This is a genomic window from Nakamurella flavida (assembly GCF_030811475.1).
GTDB classification, from domain to species: domain Bacteria; phylum Actinomycetota; class Actinomycetes; order Mycobacteriales; family Nakamurellaceae; genus Nakamurella; species Nakamurella flavida.
Genome location: NZ_JAUSQV010000001.1, coordinates 4,049,324 through 4,063,873, shown reverse-complemented (window position 1 = coordinate 4,063,873; position 14,550 = coordinate 4,049,324). Strand labels below are relative to the sequence as shown.

The window sequence follows — 14,550 nt, the reverse complement described above, 5'->3', positions numbered from 1 at the left end:
CGCGACGATGCGCGCCCTGTTGATCGTCAACCCGCACGCGACCTCCACCACGGCGGGGCGTCGTGACCTGCTGGCGCACGCGCTCGCCGCCGACCTCTCGCTGACCGTCGCGCACACCGCAGGCCGTGGGCACGCCGCCGATCTCGCCGCCCAGGCGGCCGACGACGGGGTCGACGTGATCGTCGTGCACGCCGGGGACGGCACCGTCAACGAAGTCGTCAACGGCATGCTGGCCCGCGGCGTCCGCCCGGACGCGCCCGCGCTGGCCGTGGTGCCGGGCGGCTCGACCAACGTCTTCGCCCGCGCCGTGGGCATCGAGGCGGACCCCACGCTGGCCACCGAGCAGATCCTGGCGGCGCTCGCCGCCCGCCGCCGGCACACCGTGTCCCTCGGCCGGGTCGGCGAGCGCTACTTCACGTTCAACTCCGGGATGGGGCTCGACGCCGACGTGGTCCGAGCCGTGGAGGCGCAGCGGGCCGGCGGACGGACCATCTCCAACGTCATGCACCTGCGCCTGGCCGTCGCGGAGTTCTTCCGCGGCGAGCGGCGCACCCCCCGCATGAGCCTGCAGCTGGCGGGGCGGGCGGATCCCGATCCCGCCTACCTGGTGTTCGTCTCCAACGTCGACCCGTGGACCTACCTCGGCCACCGGCCCGTGCACACCAATTCCGGCACCACCCCGGCCGGCGGTCTCGGCGTCTTCGCGATGACCGACATGGGTCTGCCCGGGGCACTGCGGGTGGCCGGTCAGATGCTGCGCTCCACCGGTGGACCGCACAGCTCCGCGCTCATCCGTTCGGACGACGAACAGCAGATCCGGGTCACCTCCCCGCGACCGGTCGCGGTCCAGGCGGATGGTGACTATCTGGGAGAATTCACCGACGTGGTGTTCACGTCCGTCCCCCGAGCGGTGGACATCGTCGTCTGATCTGCCGGGTCACCGGACCCCGTCATGACGCTCAGTCGTAACACACACCCCCACAGGGGTGGTCTGAATCGATGTGACCAGGCATCATGGAGAACGGCAACGAAGCCCGGCAACCCGGATGCGTGACGTTCGTAACCTGATCGTCATCAACTCTTGACATCCCGGGGCCACGTGAAACCATCGAGCAGGCCAGGACCAGCGTTCTCTCCTGCTTCGAAACCCCCAGCTGGCGACCTCGCCCCAGCGACTTGTGATCAAGGAGTACACCCTCATGGATTGGCGCCACCGCGCGATTTGTCGCGACGAAGACCCGGAGCTCTTCTTCCCGGTCGGCAACTCCGGCCCTGCCCTGCTGCAGATCGCCGAGGCCAAGGCCGTGTGTCAGCGCTGCCCGGTCACGAGTGAGTGCCTGACCTGGGCGCTGGACACCGGCCAGGATGCCGGCGTGTGGGGAGCCATGAGCGAGGACGAGCGTCGCGCCCTCAAGCGTCGTCGCGCCCGGGCCCGCGCCCGCAGCCTGTAACTCCCGTCCCGCGTCGGTGAACGCGGTCTGTGAACGTTCACGAAGGCCCCGGCTCCGGCCGGGGCCTTCGTCGTCCCGTCCCCCGGTGCTGCCCGGGGCCGGGATTCAGCTCCGCCCGCGCAGCGGCACCTTCAAGGTCACCTGGGTCCCCGGGCCGTCCGTCCGGCGGCGCAGGTCGATCGTCCCCAGCAGCTCCGAGGCCACCAGCGTGCGGACGATCTGCAACCCCAGGCCGGATGCCTTCTCGATCGCGAAGCCCTCGGGGACGCCCATGCCGTCGTCGATGACGGAGACGTCGAGCTCCCGGGCCGACCGCTGCACGGTGATCGTCACCAGCCCGCCCGGCTGCTCCGGTCCGAAGGCGTGCTGCAGGGCGTTCTGCACCATCTCGGCCAGCACCATGACCAGCGGGGTGGCCAGCTCGGCGCCCAGGATGCCGAACGAGCCGACCCTTCGGACCCGCGCGGAGGACTCCGCCGCGGAGACGTCGGACATCATCGGCACCAGTCGGTCGACGATCTGGTCGAGGTCGACCCGGTCGTCCGGTGACGTGGACAGCGTCTCGTGGACCAGCGCGATGGACGCCACCCGGCGCACCGATTCGCCCAGCGCCTGCCGCACCGACGGATCCTCCGAGCGACGTCCCTGCAACCGCAGCAACGCGGCCACGGTCTGCAGGTTGTTCTTGACCCGGTGGTGGATCTCCCGGATGGTCGCGTCCTTGCTGAGCAGCGCGCGATCCCGCCGCCGCACCTCGGTGACGTCCCGGACGAGCACCAGCGCGCCGTAGGGCCGGCCGTGCGGGCGCAGGGCCAACGCGCGGAACAGCACCGTCGCCGCCTTCGCCTCCACCTCCATGCGCAGCCCGGACCGCCCCTGCACGGCGCCGTTGATCCGGGCCACCAGCTCCGCGGCGTCGAACGGGTCGCCGATCAGCGGGCGGGTGAGCGCGGCCAGGTCGTGGCCCATGACCTCGCCGGTGTAGTTCAGGCGGTGGTAGGCCGAGACGGCGTTGGGGCTGCCGTAGACCACCTTGCCGTCGGCGTCCAACCGGAGCAGACCGTCGCCGGCCCGGGGCCCGGTGTGCACCTCGGCGGGCTGTCCGGGCGGCGGGAACGAGCCGTCGCAGACCATCTGGAAGAGATCGTCACCGGCGTCGATGTAGGCGGTCTCCAGCTGACTGGCCTCCCGGCCGATCAATGAGCTGGTGTCCCGCCGGATGTAGGCGATGATCTGGCCGTCGTGCCGGACGGGCACCACACCACGCCGCGTCCAGGACGCGAGGGCCTCGGTGGGCGGATCCTCGTCGACGATCCGTTCCTCCTCCGCCGCGCGACGCAGCAGGGGCGAGCCCGTCAGGGACCGGTGGTTGTTGACCCGGTCGTCCATGTACGCGGTCGCGCCCGTGTTGGGCCGGACCTGGGCCACGCACACCAGGTCGTCGCAGCCCTCCTCCGTCGGCACCCACAGCAGCAGATCGGAGAAGGAGAGATCAGCCAACAGCTGCCATTCCGACACCAGGGCCTGCAGGTGGGCGACGGCGGCACCGGGCAGGGCGGTGAAGTCGGCGAGGAGATCGGACAGAGTGGACACGGGGGCCTCGGTGCTCTCGGGTGCGCGCTCGACGGCGCTCGGTGCGGTGGTGCGCGGTGCTCGTCGACCCGGCCGGACGTGCCGGCGGGCCGTTCCTGGTGCGCGGGCCGGGTCCAGCGGGTGCACCCGGCCGACGGGTCAGGAGATCTCGGCGATCAGATCGCCCTCCTGGACGACGCCACCCTCGGTCACCGCGAGCGTGCTGACGGTGCCGTCGCTCTCCGCGAGCACCGGGATCTCCATCTTCATGGACTCCAGGATCACCAGGGTGTCGCCGTCGGCCACCGTGTCACCCTCGGCGACCAGCACCTTCCACACGTTCGCCACCATCTCGGCGCGGACCTCTTCGGCCATGGTCGTCTCCTTCGTTCGTCCCGCACCGCCGGGAGGGCATCGCCGGGACGACAGGCGTCCGACCGAGCCGGGGGCAGGTCCGCCGTCATCCAATCACGCAGCGGATCTGTTCCCGGTGGTCCGGTGCCGGTGCGGCCGGTACCCGTTCCGGGGCCGGCGGGGCCGGGGACCGATCGAGTGGTGCGTGCACCCCGCCCGGTCTGGGATGATGGTCGGCGCGCAGCCGGTATCCGGCGGCGCCCGACGTCGCCGCCCACCCGGGCAACGCCCGACGGACGCGGCACCCTCCGGTGAGCTCGGCTCCCGGGCGGGATGCCCCGGCCCGCGGAGCGGCCGGCACCACGGACGAGCAGGAAGGGAGGTCGGACCGATGAGCAAGCGCGGACGCAAGAAGAAGGCACGCAAGAACAGCGGTGCCAACCACGGCAAGCGCCCCAATTCCTGAGGCCAACCGCCGGCCGGTCGATCACTCGACCTCCCCCGGCACCACGAAGGCCGGGCCACCTGATCCAGGTGGCCCGGCCTTCGTCGTCTCCGCGCGCGGCGACGGTGCGATCAGCGTCCGGCGCCGGGTCCGAGCTCGATCCGCACGTCCTGGATGACCGTCGTCGAGGTCACCGAACCGTCCCCGTCGGCCCGGGCCATGGCGGTGATCGTGCGCAGCCGGGTGACCAGCCGCTCCCGCAACTCGGCCGGGGCCAGGTCGCCGCCGCACTTGCTGTGCAGCAACATCTTCAGTTTCTGGTCCAGCCCGGCCTCCTCGAGGCACGGCGAGCAGTCGTCGAGGTGGCGCTGGACGGCGGCGCGTGCATCGACGTCGAGTTCGTCGTCCAGGAACAGCCAGACGTCCGTGAGGACGACGGAGCACGCGGGCTTCATCTCTCCGGGCATGGTCACACCTCCTCGACGGCCACGGCGGCCTTGGCCGACCGCAGGAATCCACGCTCGGTCGCGTAGTCGGTCAGCAGGCCGCGCAGCTGACGCCGGCCACGGTGCAGCCGGGACATCACGGTGCCCAGCGGAGTGCCCATGATCTCGGCGATCTCCTTGTAGGCGAAGCCCTCGACGTCGGCCAGGTAGACCGCGAGCCGAAAGTCCTCGGGGAGCTCCTGCAGGGCCTGCTTGACGTCGGTGTCCGGGAGCCGGTCCAGCGCGTCCATCTCGGCCGAGCGCAGACCGGTCGAGGTGTGCGACTCGGCTGCGGCGAGCTGCCAGTCGGTGATCTCGTCGGTCGGCGAGACGATGGGCTGGCGCTGCCGCTTGCGGTAGCCGTTGATGTAGGAGTTCGTCAGGATGCGGTAGAGCCACGCGCGCAGGTTCGTGCCCTGGCGGAAGCTGCCGTAGGCCGCGAACGCCTTCAGGTACGTCTCCTGGACGAGGTCCTCGGCGTCGGCCGGATTGCGCGTCATCCGCATCGCGGCCGCGTAGAGCTGATCGAGCAGGGGCATGGCCTGCGCGGTGAAGTCAGCGGTGGTGTCCACCGCTTCGGTACCCTCCGCGTCGGCCGGGCCGTCCGTCCGGACGATGTCGACCGCGTCCGTGACCGTCCCGGCCGCCGGCGTCTCCGGCCCTGCTGTGCCAACCATCTCCCACTGCCCACCCTTCGTCGGCCGGCAGGCTCGTGTGCCTGCTGGCCGCCGAACAGAGGGTACCCGGGGGGTCCGACGGCCCGATCCGGCCGCGGGGTGTCCCGCCGGGCGTGCGCGGCCGTCCAGGGCCGTCCCGGCCGTCCGGGACGACCCGCGCCGCAGTGCGTCCCGCGCAGCCTGCACGGCCGATCCCGGCGTGTCCGATCCCACCGTGTCCGATCCCGGCACACCGGTTCGCACCGCGCCCGTCGTCCGGTCCATCACCGCCGTCGTGTTCCCGGCCATCTGGCCTCCTGACCCCGTCGCCCGCCGCGTCTGACCGACCCGGCGTTCCTGGCAGGGCCAACGGCGCCCTGGTCAGCGGTATTCCGGCCGCCCGTCGGCGAACGGGTGCCCGGCCAGCGTGCCGAGCAGATCCTCGGCCAGCGCGAGATCGCCGGTGAGGTCCCGGTCCTGCATGCCGGTGGGCAGCGCGAACACCCCCGAGGAGTCCAGCAAGGCGGCCAGCGCGACCCCCGGGCGGACCGCTCGCAGTCGCAGGGCCCGGACCGCGGCGACCAGCTCGACGGCCAGCACCACCCGCGCGGCCCGGACGGACTCGGCGAGCTGGCGCGCGGCCAGCGGGGCGAACCCGGCGTCCTGCTCCACCCCCAGCCCGACCTCGAGGGTCTGCAGGCCGGCGGGCACGGCCGCCGCCCGGATCTCTCCGAGGGCGGCTCCGGCCACGTACTCCAGACCCATCAACCCGGACGAGGTCGCCGGGCCGGCCGCCAGGTAGGGCCGGGTCACCGGGCCACCGGACTCCCAGTCCGCCCAGTGCTCCGGGTTCTCCGTGGCCCCGACCAGGGGATCGGGCCGGCACAGCATGTCCAGCCGGTTCACCGATCCGGCCGCGGCCCGGGCCAGGGCGGCCGCCGCGCCGTCCAGCGCCGCGGTCAGGTGCAGGGCGTGAAAGGCGCCGTGGTGCACCACCCGCGCGCGCGGCGTCCCCGCGTCCAGCACGGCCGGGTTCTCCAGGCCCGCGCCCACCAGGGCGGCGATCACCGCACGGAGCTCGCCGGCGGCGTCCACGGCCAGCCCGAGGGTCTGCGCCGCGGTGCGCAGGCCGTACGGGTCCTGCACCCGCCGCTCCGGGCCGCCGGTCGTCCCGACCAGCAACGGGAAGATGACCGCGGCGACCTGCCGGGGACCGGGGAACGGGCCGACCGCGCCCGGGTCGAACGCCTCGGGCGAGGCGTGCAGGCCGGCGGCGGACAGCCCGGCCACCGCGACCGCGGCGGCCAGCAGCCGGTCGAGGTCGAGCCCGGCCAGCGCGGCCGCCCCCAGCGTCAGGGCGTTCGACGACATGAGCGGCATCGCGTCGCCGGGGCCGAGCACTCCGGCGGGCAGGGCCAGGCCGATCCGGGCCAGGGCGCCGATGTCCCCGGTGCCCAGGGAGGTGAAGCGGCCGATCGACGGCAGCTCGTCGGAATTGAGCAGGTCGACGAGGGCGGGCAGCACGGGTGGGCTCACCCCGCTGGCACCGACGGCGAGCTGCTCGATGCGCACGGCGAGCATGGCCCGGACGACCTCGGGCGGGTGGGCCGGCCCGCCGGTCGCCGCGTGCGAGGCGAGCAGCCGGTGCTGATGACGCAGGGGGTCGTCCTCGACGGGAACGGTCAGGGTGGAGCCGACACCGGTGGTCCGGCCGTACACGGCCCGTTCCCCGGCCAGCCGGAGGACCTCCCGATGGGCGACGGCCACCCGGTCCAGCACGCCGTCGGCGAGGGCGACGGACTCCCGGTCACGGGCGATCCGCCCCACCTGCGCACCGGTCAGCACGCCGGTCCCGAGCTCGATCACCCCGGCAGTGTGGGGCTGCCGCCGTTCCGGGCGCCAGCCGGCCGGCCGGCCGGCCGGCGGTGCCGCGTCGCAGGACCATTCCCGTTTCCTACCGGGTTTAGAGGGTAAGGTCGCTTCCGAGCTGCATCCGTGCGCCGCTCATGTCGCCGTATTCACCCGTTGACAGCGCCAGTCGAGGTTCCAGGACGCCCTGGACTCCCGGCCCCGAGGGGATTCGACCGTGATCAGCTTCCAATCCGTCGCCAAGGTGTACCCGGACGGCACCGCCGCCGTGCAGGACCTCTCGCTGGACATCCCGACCGGGCGGATCACCGTCTTCGTGGGGCCGTCCGGCTGCGGCAAGACGACCTCGCTCCGGATGATCAACCGGATGATCGAGCCCACCGCAGGGACCATCGAGATCGACGGTCGGGACACCCGGAGCATCGACGCCCCCACCCTGCGGCGCGGCATCGGCTACGTCATCCAGAACGCGGGGCTCTTCCCGCACCGCACCGTCGAGGACAACATCGCCACCGTCCCGGTGCTGCAGGGCAAGAACCGTCGCGAGGCCCGGACCGCGGCCCGTGAGCTGCTCGAACGGGTCGGGCTGCCGGTGGAGATGGGCCGTCGCTACCCCAACCAGCTCTCCGGCGGACAGCAGCAGCGCGTCGGTGTCGCCCGCGCGCTGGCCGCGGACCCGCCCGTGATGTTGATGGACGAGCCGTTCTCCGCCGTCGACCCGGTGGTCCGCGAGCAGCTGCAGACGGAGTTCCTGCGCCTGCAGGACGAGCTCGGCAAGACCATCGTCTTCGTCACCCACGACATCGACGAGGCGGTCAAGCTCGGTGACCGCATCGCGGTGTTCGCCGTCGGCGGACGGCTGGCCCAGTTCTCCTCCCCCGCGGATCTGCTCCGCCGCCCCGCGGACGATTTCGTCGCCGACTTCATCGGCCGGGACCGCGGCTACCGGGCCCTGTCCTTCAGCCTGGCCGGGTCGCTACCGCTGACCGACGAGCCGATGCTGCGCCTGGGCGATCCGGTGCCCTCCGCGACCGGGCCGGAGGACCGCTGGCTGCTCGTCGTCGATCCGGACGGTCGGCCGCGGGGCTGGTTGGACCGCGAGGAGACGCCGACCGGCCGCGCCTCGGCGACCTCCGATCTGCGCCTCGGCGGTTCGCTGGCCGCCCCCGGGCAGTCGCTGCGCACCGCGCTGGACGCCGCGCTGTCCTCGCCGTCCGGCCGCGGTGTCGCGGTGGACGCCGACGGCATCGTCGTCGGCTCGATCACCATCCCCGATGTCGTCGAGGCCATCCGGGCCGCCGACCGCACCGGTCTGGACCAGCCCGTCGGCGCCGCATCGTCGGCACCTGACATGAAGAAGGTCCCGTCGTGAGGTGGGACTGGCTGGCCCGCAACGCCCCCCAGATCTGGGACTACCTGCTGCAGCACGCCTGGCTGGCCGCGTCCGCGACCCTGCTCGGCCTGGTCATCGCGCTGCCGCTGGGCGCCCTGGCCTCCAGGTACTCCTGGACCTACCCCCCGTTGACCACCCTGGCCGGGCTGCTCTACACGATCCCGTCGCTCGCCCTCTTCGTCGTACTGCCCGGTCTGCTCGGCACCCGCATCCTCGACCCGATCAACGTCGTCATCGCCCTGACCATCTACACCGTGGCGCTGATGGTCCGGGTGGTCGCCGACGCGCTGGCCTCGGTGCCCGAACTCGTCCGGCAGTCCGCCCTGGCCATGGGCTACCGGCCGCTGCGTTCCCTGATCACCGTGCAGCTCCCGCTGGCCGTCCCGGTCATCGGGGCCGGGCTGCGGGTCGCCGCGGTGAGCAACGTCAGCCTGGTCTCGGTGGCCGCCCTGCTCGGCGTCCCCCAGCTCGGGTCCCTCTTCACCCAGGGCCTGCAGCTGGACTTCGCCACCCCGATCGTGGCCGGCATCGTGCTCAGCCTGGCCCTGGCCGTCGTCTTCGACGCGATCATCCTGCTGGCCATCCGCATCGGCACCCCCTGGGCCCGGGCGGTGCGTTCCTGATGGGCGGCGCACTGACCTGGTTGACCACCGGGAGCAACTGGTCCGGCAGCGGCGGGGTGTGGGCCCGACTGCTCGAGCACCTGCGCTACACCGGGATCGCGATGGCCATCGCCCTGGTCATCGCCCTGCCGCTCGGCGCACTCATCGGCCACACCGGCAAGGGTGTCGCCGCCGTGTCCGGGGTGGCCAACGCGTTCCGCGCGCTGCCGACCCTGGGCGTGCTGATCGTGCTGACGCTCTGGGCGTTCGACAACCTCAAGGGCAGCCTGACATTCCTGGCCCCGTCCATCGCCGTGCTCGTGGTCCTCGCCATCCCGCCGATGCTGTCCAACACCTACGCCGGCATCGCCGCGGTCGACCCGGCCGCGCGGGACGCCGCCAAGGGCATGGGCATGACGGGCGGCAAGGTGCTCACCGCCGTGGAGATCCCGGTGGCGCTGCCGTTGATCCTGTCCGGGATCCGCTCGGCCTACCTGCAGGTGGTGGCCACCGCCACCATCGCCGCGGTCATCGGTCTCGGTGGCCTCGGCCGCTTCGTGCTGGACGGCCAGAAGCAGCAGGACTACGCCGAGATGGTCGCCGGCGCCATCCTCGTCGCCCTGGTCGCCATCATCGGCGACCGGATCATCGCGCTGATCGGCCGGCTCGTCGTCTCCCCCGGCATCTCCGGTCGTCGCGTCCGCGAGAAGGCCGCCACCCTGGAAACCGTTCCCCCCACCTGATCCCCCGATCCCGCAGGACGTCCCCGTCCGCCCCGCAGACCATCCGCTCGACCCCAGGAGAGTCCCGTGTCCCTGTCCATCCGCAAGTCCGGCGTCCTGATCGCCGGCTCCCTCGTCGCGGCGCTCACGCTGAGCGCCTGCGGCGGCTCCGCCGATCCGCTGGCCAGCTCCTCGGCCGCCCCCAGCTCGTCCGCCGCCGCGTCCAGCGGGGCCAGCGGCGCCGCCGGCGCCGGCTCGGTGATCATCGGTTCCGCCGACTTCCCCGAGAGCGCCCTGGTCGCCAACATCTACGCAGCCGCCCTGACCGCCAAGGGCGTCACCGCCACGACGAACCTGAACATCGGTTCGCGCGAGGTCTACCTGCCCGCCCTCCAGGACGGCTCGATCGACCTGATCCCGGAGTACACCGGAGTTCTGCTCCAGTACTTCGACAAGGCGGCCACGGCCACGTCGTCGGAGGACGTCTACACCGCTCTGCAGGGCGCGGTGCCGGACACCCTCCAGGTGCTCGACCAGTCCGCCGCCGAGGACAAGGACTCCGTGGCCGTCACCCAGGAGGTGGCCACCCAGTACAACCTCAAGTCCATCGCCGACCTCAAGCCGGTCGCCGGAGAGCTCATCCTGGGCGGTCCGTCCGAGTGGGAGACCCGTCCCACCGGCGTCCCCGGCCTGGAGGCCAAGTACGGCGTCACGTTCAAGGAGTTCAAGGCCCTGGACGCCGGTGGCCCGTTGACCCTGAACGCGCTGACCAGCGGCCAGGTGCAGGCCGGAAACCTGTTCACCACCGACCCGGCCATCACGGCGAACAACCTGGTCGTGCTGGAGGACCCGGAGAACCTGTTCGCCGCGCAGAACATCCTCCCGCTGATCACCAAGTCCAAGGTCACCCCGGAGATCACCGAGGCCCTGAACGCGGTGTCGGCCAAGCTGACCACGCAGGACCTCATCGACCTGCTGACCAAGGTCACCGTCGACAAGCAGGACTCGGCCGACGTCGCCCAGGAGTGGGTGACCTCCGCGGGCATCTGACCCGCACGGACGTCCACGGAAGGCCGGTTCCCCACGGGGAGCCGGCCTTCCGGCATTCCCGGGCTCGTTACCGTGACCCCATGGCCCGACCTCCCGCCGCCCCCACGCCTGCGATCGCCGCACTGGTCAAGGCCGGGGTGGCGCACACCCTGCATCCGTACGACCACGACCCGGGGGTGACGGCGTTCGGTGACGAAGTGGTCGCCGCACTGGATCTCGACCCGGCCCGGGTGTTCAAGACCCTGGTCGCCGCCGTCGACGGCAGGCTCGTGGTCGGCATCGTCCCGTGCTCCCGACAGCTGGACCTGAAGGCACTGGCCGCAGCGGCCGGCGGGAAGAAGGCGGCGATGGCCGCGGTCGCCGATGCGGAGCGGTCCTCGGGGTACGTGGCCGGTGGCATCAGCCCGCTGGGCCAGCGCAAGGCCCTGCTCACCGTCGTGGACGCCTCCGCCCTGGACGGGACCACGGTCTACGTGAGTGCGGGGCGCCGCGGCCTGCAGGTGGAGCTGGCCCCGGCCGATCTGATCGCCGTCTGCCGCGCCCGGACCGCGGCCATCGCCGCGGGCTAGGCGGGATTGTCGAACAGGGTGCCGGTCGTCGTCTCCGGTTCCGCCGGGTCGTCGGGATCGACGCGCTCCGCGAGCTCGGGCCGGTCGTTGGCCACGTTGCCCACCTCCGGCCCGACCGGCCGCAGCTCCAGCGCCGCGACGAGCTCGGGGGTCGGTGGGGTGAGCAGCGGGCGGGGGTCGACGGCCGGGTCGAGCCAGGCGGCCCATTCCGAGGCGGGGAGCACCAGGGGCATCCGGTCGTGGATGGACGCCAGCTCCCCCACCGCCTCGGTGGTCAGGATGGTCATCGACACGACGCCGGGGTCGTCGTCCCCCGAGCCGGCGGGTTTCCAGTACTCCCACAGCCCGGCGAACGCCATCACCGAGCCGTCCGCCGGGGTCAGGTAGAACGGCTGCTTGACCACCTTCTTCCGCCCACCCGCCGTCGCGGCGACATCGGTCTTGCGCCACTCGTAGTACCCGCTGGCCGGGACCAGGCAGCGGCGCCGCTCCAGCGCCCGCCGGAACGCCGGCTTGTCCGCCACCGATTCGGCCCGCGCGTTGAACATCCGGTTGCCGACCGACAGGTCCTTCGCCCAGGACGGCACGAGCCCCCAGCGCATCGGTTCGATCTCGCGCACGACCTCCTGGTCACCGTCCGCCGACTCCGCGGCACGGCGCAGTCGGACGACGGGGATCGTCACCGTCGGGGCGATGTTGTAGCGGGGCCGCACCGGGTCGCCGCCGTACAAGCCGCCGGGGCCGCCGGACCGGTCGTCCGGGACGGCACCGAACAGTCCGTACAGCGATTCCGGCTCCATGGTCAGGGCGTAGCGACCGCACATGGGGCCCATCCTGCCCCCGGGGTCCGACACTCGGGGCGGCGGATCGGTGCGGGTGCGGGATCATAGGGTCGTGCCCACCGCTCCTGCCGTCCCCACGCCGCCCTGGATCGCGCCGACCGTCACCGGCCCGGTGACCGGCACCGTCCGCATCCCCGGTTCGAAGTCGTGGACGAACCGGGCCCTGATCCTGGCGGCCCAGGCCACCGGGCCGTCCGCGGTGCGCGGGGCGCTGCGCAGCCGGGACACCGATCTGATGGCCGCCGCCCTGCGTGATCTCGGGGTGGGCGTCACGGTGCAGGACGACGCGTCCTGGCTGGTCGAAACGGCCCCGATGCACGGTCCGGCCCGCATCGACTGCGGGCTGGCCGGCACGGTGATGCGCTTCCTCCCGCCGTTGGCCGCGACCGCCACCGGCGAGATCGTCTTCGACGGTGACGCCGCCGCGCGCCGCCGGCCGATGGAGACCGTGCTCTCCGCGCTCCGCGACCTCGGCGCCGACCTGGACGGCACCGCACTGCCGTTCACCCTGCGCGGCACGGGTGGTCTGGCCGGCGGGACCGTGCACATCGACGCCAGCGCCTCCTCGCAGTTCGTCTCGGGGCTGCTGCTCTCCGGCGCCTCGTTCGCCCGGGGGCTGACCGTCGTGCACACGGGAGCCCCGGTGCCGTCCCTGCCGCACGTGGAGATGACGGTGGCCGCCCTGCGCGCGGTCGGCGTCGAGGTGGACGACTCCGTCCCGAACACCTGGCGGGTGGAGCCGGGGCCGGTGCGGCCGTGGACCACCGTCATCGAACCCGACCTGTCCAACGCGACCCCGTTCCTCGCCGCGGCCGCCGTCACCGGTGGACGGGTCACGGTGCCGGACTGGCCGACCGCGACCACCCAGGCGGGCGACGCCATCCGCGGCATCCTGGGGGCGATGGGGGCCCGGGTGGAGCTGGTGGGCACCGATCTCACGGTGACCGGTCCCGACCGGCTGACCGGCGTCGACCTGGACCTGCACGACGTCGGCGAGCTGACCCCCACCGTCCTCGCCCTTGCCCTTTTCGCCGACGGTCCCAGTCGGCTGCACGGCATCGGTCACTTGCGCGGCCACGAGACCGACCGGCTCGCCGCCCTGGCCGGTGACGTGGCCGCGCTCGGCGGCGACGTGCAGGAGCACCTGGACGCGCTGACCGTGCGCCCCCGGCCGCTGCACGGCGGCCCGTGGGCGGCCCACGCCGACCACCGCATGGCCACCGCCGGCGCCATCGTGGGGCTGCGGACCGAGGGGGTGGCGGTGGACGACATCGACAGCACGGCCAAGACCCTCCCCGGGTTCGACGGCATGTGGCGGACCCTGCTCGGAGCCACGGCATGACCGCCCGCACGGTCCTCGGTGGGGGTGCGTCCTGAGCACCCTCGGCGAGCACTGGGACAACGACGACGTCCGCGTCCGCCCGGGCCGCAGCTCCCGGCCCCGGACCAAGACCCGCCCGACGCACACCGACGCAGTGAGTGGGTTCGTCGTCACCGTCGATCGGGGGCGCTACACCTGCCTGGTCGAGGAGGGCACCCGCCGGGAACGCACGGTCACCGCGATGCGCGCCCGCGAACTCGGCCGGCGGGCGGTCGCCGTCGGGGACAGCGTGGACATCGTGGGCGACGCGTCCGGCGCCACCGACAGCCTGGCCCGGATCGTCCGGATCGCCCCCCGGACCTCGCAGCTGCGCCGGTCGGCCGACGACACGGTCGACGCCGACACCGGCGTCTCCGCGACCACCGAACGCGTGCTGGTGGCCAACGCCGACCAGCTGATCATCGTCGCCGCGGTGGCCGACCCCGAGCCGCGCACCGGCTTCCTGGACCGCTGCCTCGTCGCCGCCTACACCGGCAATCTGGAGCCGGTCATCCTGCTGACCAAGACCGACCTGGCCGACCCGGCCCCGCTGCGCGCCCTCTACCAGGATCTGGCCGTGCGGGTGCTGACCACCGGGCGCGACGCCGACGGGGGCCTGGACGCCGCTGCCGTGGAGATCGTCCGCGACCTGGTGCACGACCGACTCACCGTGCTCATCGGGCATTCCGGCGTGGGCAAGTCCACCGTGGTGAACGCCCTGGTGCCGCAGGCGGACCGACTGACCGGGTCGGTCACCGGCGTCGGCAAGGGGCGGCACACGTCCACATCGGCCATCGCCCTCGCCCTGCCCGACGGCGGGTGGGTCATCGACACCCCCGGGGTGCGCAGCTTCGGGCTCGCCCACGTCACCCCGGACGATCTGCTGGAGACCTTCGACGACCTGCTGCCCGCCACGGTCGACTGCCCGCCCGGGTGCGACCACAGCGGCCCGGCGGTGGGCTGCGCCCTGGACGCCCTGGTCGCGGCCGGGGGCGCGTCGGAGCGCCGGCTGGCCTCGTTCCGGAGGCTGCTGGCCTCCCGCTCGACCCCGGTGGGTTCGGGCGCCCCGGACCGCGCCGCCGCCACCGACTGAGCCCGGGCCGGGGTCGCCCTCGCCGCCGACCCGCGCGGGACGGCTCGATGCCGGGGATCCGTGGGGCCGTTCGCGATCCGGCGCGAT

Annotated in this window: 16 protein-coding genes; 10 read left to right on the top strand and 6 right to left on the bottom strand. The window is 73.0% G+C overall.

Annotation, left to right across the window (positions count from 1 at the left end; all coding sequences use genetic code 11):
• The first annotated feature begins 7 nt into the window (after positions 1-7).
• Together J2S58_RS17985 and J2S58_RS17980 are read left to right on the top strand one after the other, a co-directional pair.
• Complete coding sequence (locus tag J2S58_RS17985; RefSeq protein WP_205257124.1) at positions 8-928, top strand: diacylglycerol/lipid kinase family protein; 921 nt, start codon at positions 8-10, stop codon at positions 926-928.
• A 271-nt stretch (positions 929-1,199) separates the two neighbouring features.
• On the top strand, positions 1,200-1,451 hold the full coding sequence (locus J2S58_RS17980; RefSeq protein WP_205257123.1) for a WhiB family transcriptional regulator: 252 nt from the start codon (positions 1,200-1,202) through the stop codon (positions 1,449-1,451).
• Between the two features lie 105 nt (positions 1,452-1,556).
• On the opposite strand, the gene J2S58_RS17975 is transcribed toward J2S58_RS17980, so the two are convergent.
• Positions 1,557-3,044: a sensor histidine kinase gene (locus tag J2S58_RS17975; protein WP_205257122.1), complete on the bottom strand. Its 1,488-nt coding sequence runs from the start codon at positions 3,042-3,044 to the stop codon at positions 1,557-1,559.
• A gap of 138 nt (positions 3,045-3,182) precedes the next feature.
• Positions 3,183-3,398, bottom strand: a complete 216-nt coding sequence (locus J2S58_RS17970; RefSeq protein WP_205257121.1) for a biotin/lipoyl-binding carrier protein — start codon at positions 3,396-3,398, stop codon at positions 3,183-3,185.
• 370 nt (positions 3,399-3,768) lie between these two features.
• Between J2S58_RS17970 and J2S58_RS19245 the strand changes: the two genes are divergently transcribed.
• On the top strand, positions 3,769-3,843 hold the full coding sequence (locus J2S58_RS19245) for a 50S ribosomal protein bL37 (protein WP_370881879.1): 75 nt from the start codon (positions 3,769-3,771) through the stop codon (positions 3,841-3,843).
• 110 nt (positions 3,844-3,953) lie between these two features.
• Here J2S58_RS19245 and rsrA read toward each other — a convergent pair whose 3' ends face one another.
• From rsrA to J2S58_RS17955, 3 genes are all read right to left on the bottom strand, one after another.
• Entirely contained in the window at positions 3,954-4,289 is a 336-nt protein-coding gene (gene rsrA / locus J2S58_RS17965) for a mycothiol system anti-sigma-R factor (protein ID WP_205257120.1), read from the bottom strand.
• A 2-nt stretch (positions 4,290-4,291) separates the two neighbouring features.
• A complete protein-coding gene (locus tag J2S58_RS17960) occupies positions 4,292-4,984 on the bottom strand; it encodes a sigma-70 family RNA polymerase sigma factor (protein WP_240188981.1) in 693 nt (230 codons plus the stop codon).
• A 360-nt stretch (positions 4,985-5,344) separates the two neighbouring features.
• Positions 5,345-6,829 (bottom strand): aromatic amino acid lyase, encoded by a 1,485-nt coding sequence (locus tag J2S58_RS17955; RefSeq protein WP_205257119.1) that lies wholly within the window; start codon positions 6,827-6,829, stop codon positions 5,345-5,347.
• Positions 6,830-7,049: 220 nt separating this feature from the next.
• Between J2S58_RS17955 and J2S58_RS17950 the strand changes: the two genes are divergently transcribed.
• From J2S58_RS17950 to ybaK, 5 genes are all read left to right on the top strand, one after another.
• Positions 7,050-8,204 (top strand): ABC transporter ATP-binding protein, encoded by a 1,155-nt coding sequence (locus J2S58_RS17950; protein ID WP_205257118.1) that lies wholly within the window; start codon positions 7,050-7,052, stop codon positions 8,202-8,204.
• Positions 8,201-8,848, top strand: coding sequence for an ABC transporter permease (locus J2S58_RS17945; protein ID WP_205257117.1), 648 nt, complete (start codon positions 8,201-8,203; stop codon positions 8,846-8,848). The genes J2S58_RS17950 and J2S58_RS17945 overlap by 4 nt, the downstream gene beginning before the upstream one ends.
• Entirely contained in the window at positions 8,848-9,570 is a 723-nt protein-coding gene (locus J2S58_RS17940; RefSeq protein ID WP_205257116.1) for an ABC transporter permease, read from the top strand. The genes J2S58_RS17945 and J2S58_RS17940 overlap by 1 nt, the downstream gene beginning before the upstream one ends.
• Before the next feature lie 66 nt (positions 9,571-9,636).
• Positions 9,637-10,599: an ABC transporter substrate-binding protein gene (locus J2S58_RS17935; protein ID WP_205257115.1), complete on the top strand. Its 963-nt coding sequence runs from the start codon at positions 9,637-9,639 to the stop codon at positions 10,597-10,599.
• A gap of 80 nt (positions 10,600-10,679) precedes the next feature.
• A complete protein-coding gene (ybaK, locus tag J2S58_RS17930; protein WP_205257114.1) occupies positions 10,680-11,168 on the top strand; it encodes a Cys-tRNA(Pro) deacylase in 489 nt (162 codons plus the stop codon).
• Here the strand turns inward: ybaK and J2S58_RS17925 are convergent.
• Complete coding sequence (locus J2S58_RS17925; protein ID WP_205257113.1) at positions 11,165-11,992, bottom strand: SOS response-associated peptidase; 828 nt, start codon at positions 11,990-11,992, stop codon at positions 11,165-11,167. The genes ybaK and J2S58_RS17925 overlap by 4 nt on opposite strands.
• 70 nt (positions 11,993-12,062) lie before the next feature.
• Between J2S58_RS17925 and aroA the strand changes: the two genes are divergently transcribed.
• Together aroA and rsgA are read left to right on the top strand one after the other, a co-directional pair.
• Positions 12,063-13,352, top strand: coding sequence for a 3-phosphoshikimate 1-carboxyvinyltransferase (gene aroA, locus J2S58_RS17920; RefSeq protein ID WP_306829143.1), 1,290 nt, complete (start codon positions 12,063-12,065; stop codon positions 13,350-13,352).
• A 31-nt stretch (positions 13,353-13,383) separates the two neighbouring features.
• Positions 13,384-14,463, top strand: a complete 1,080-nt coding sequence (gene rsgA, locus J2S58_RS17915; protein ID WP_205257339.1) for a ribosome small subunit-dependent GTPase A — start codon at positions 13,384-13,386, stop codon at positions 14,461-14,463.
• Positions 14,464-14,550: the final 87 nt, after the last annotated feature.